2 protein-coding genes are annotated in these 1,383 nt (G+C 41.7%); both read left to right on the top strand.

Translation table 11 applies throughout. The features are described 5' to 3' along the window. Positions 1–675, top strand: a 675-nt coding sequence (locus tag H8Z83_RS19055) for a C39 family peptidase (RefSeq protein ID WP_187016471.1), incomplete at its 5' end; no start/stop codon positions are given. Beyond that, positions 672–1,166: a hypothetical protein gene (locus H8Z83_RS19050; protein ID WP_187016470.1), complete on the top strand. Its 495-nt coding sequence runs from the start codon at positions 672–674 to the stop codon at positions 1,164–1,166. The genes H8Z83_RS19055 and H8Z83_RS19050, both read left to right, overlap by 4 nt. The last annotated feature ends 217 nt before the right edge of the window (positions 1,167–1,383 follow it).

Genomic DNA, 1,383 nt, shown 5'->3' with positions numbered 1-1,383 from the left:
GTCTATAAATCGGCTGAAAAAGCTATGAAGCAAGCTGCGGTGCAAACCAGATCGGGGGCAGATGATGGACTTAATTATTCGGATTTGGATGGATGGTCTGTCGTATCGGATAGTTATGAAGGTTCTGTAAAGGACGGAAAGGAACATACCATTACAGGGGCAGGTAATGTGAGTCTTTGGTATTGTCAGGATCATGTAGAAAACAATAACAGGACTTATGCTTGCTCGGTTGTTGCTCTCTGCAATTTGGCGAAATACTATCGTGAGAGAGGTTATGACAAGATAAGCCGGTCTTTTACTACATTGTACGATACTATGTGGGAGAAAGCTGGAACGAATTCCAGTGGAACTACGTCGAATGGCAATGAAGCTCCTGCTGCGAAAGCGTTTATGGAAGATTTAGGGTACAGTTGTTCCTACGACAGCTATCTGTTTGATAGCTATAGCGATTTTACGAGAGACCTGGGCAATAATAAACCCTGCATTTTTACATACGGTGCAAAGTTCGGTTCCAAGAGTGGGGGACACGCTGTTTTGGCTGTTGGCTATGTAGAAACGACGAAGTACCAGTATCTGCGAATAGCTGATGGATGGAATGACTATTTGAGATACATTAACTTTAACGGATATGATTATACCAGAAAAGACGGCTGGTCTTTTAGTGTGTCAAAATGATGAAGGAGAGGAAAAGTTTTTGGTTAATTGGAGTGGTACTTCTCTGTGCTGTTGTTTTTATGATAGCCATGATTAGTACAAAAAGATCGTTATCTGACTGGGGAAAAATAAGCAGCATTGAGTATTGTGAAAACATATTAGACGAAAAAATTTCTGAAATCAGAATAAGAAAAGGCATTGATTCGGCTAAATGGGCTGTATTCTCAGATGAAGATTTGGTGAACAAATGGATGGAATTTTTGAGTACCATAGAAGTACGGCGAGTGGATAATGCCGGCAGAGGTCAGCAAGAACAAAATGGCGGAAATTTTGTAGTTGAAATTGATACGGAAACTGAAGAATATTGTTTGGTATTCAAAAGCACAGATGCGATTATGCAGCTTGAAGTAAATGATGCCGATTACGATGTAAAAATGCCGGAGGATTTTCCATTCGAAGAGACCTATAATAAGGCGATTGAACGATATGGAGTTAAAGGCCCGTGGGATTAAAGAAGTTAGCTTGATTTGCGGGTGAGCGACTGTTCTAATTGCCTCGCGGGAGCGCGCAAAAGCACTTTCATACTGCCAGCCCACAAAGGGCGGCGGTGTGAAAGTGCTTTTGCGTTACTTTCTCACCAGAAAGTAACAAAGAGGTTGCCTTATCGGTAGCTGTATGGTAAAATGGGAGCAGGATAAAACACGGAAAAACAGCGCAAAGGAAAGGAAG

Origin of the sequence: Dysosmobacter segnis (genome assembly GCF_014297285.1) — a bacterium.
Taxonomy (GTDB): domain Bacteria; phylum Bacillota; class Clostridia; order Oscillospirales; family Oscillospiraceae; genus Oscillibacter; species Oscillibacter segnis.
Note: the sequence above shows the minus strand (reverse complement) of the source record. Positions and strands in the feature narration are given on the sequence as shown.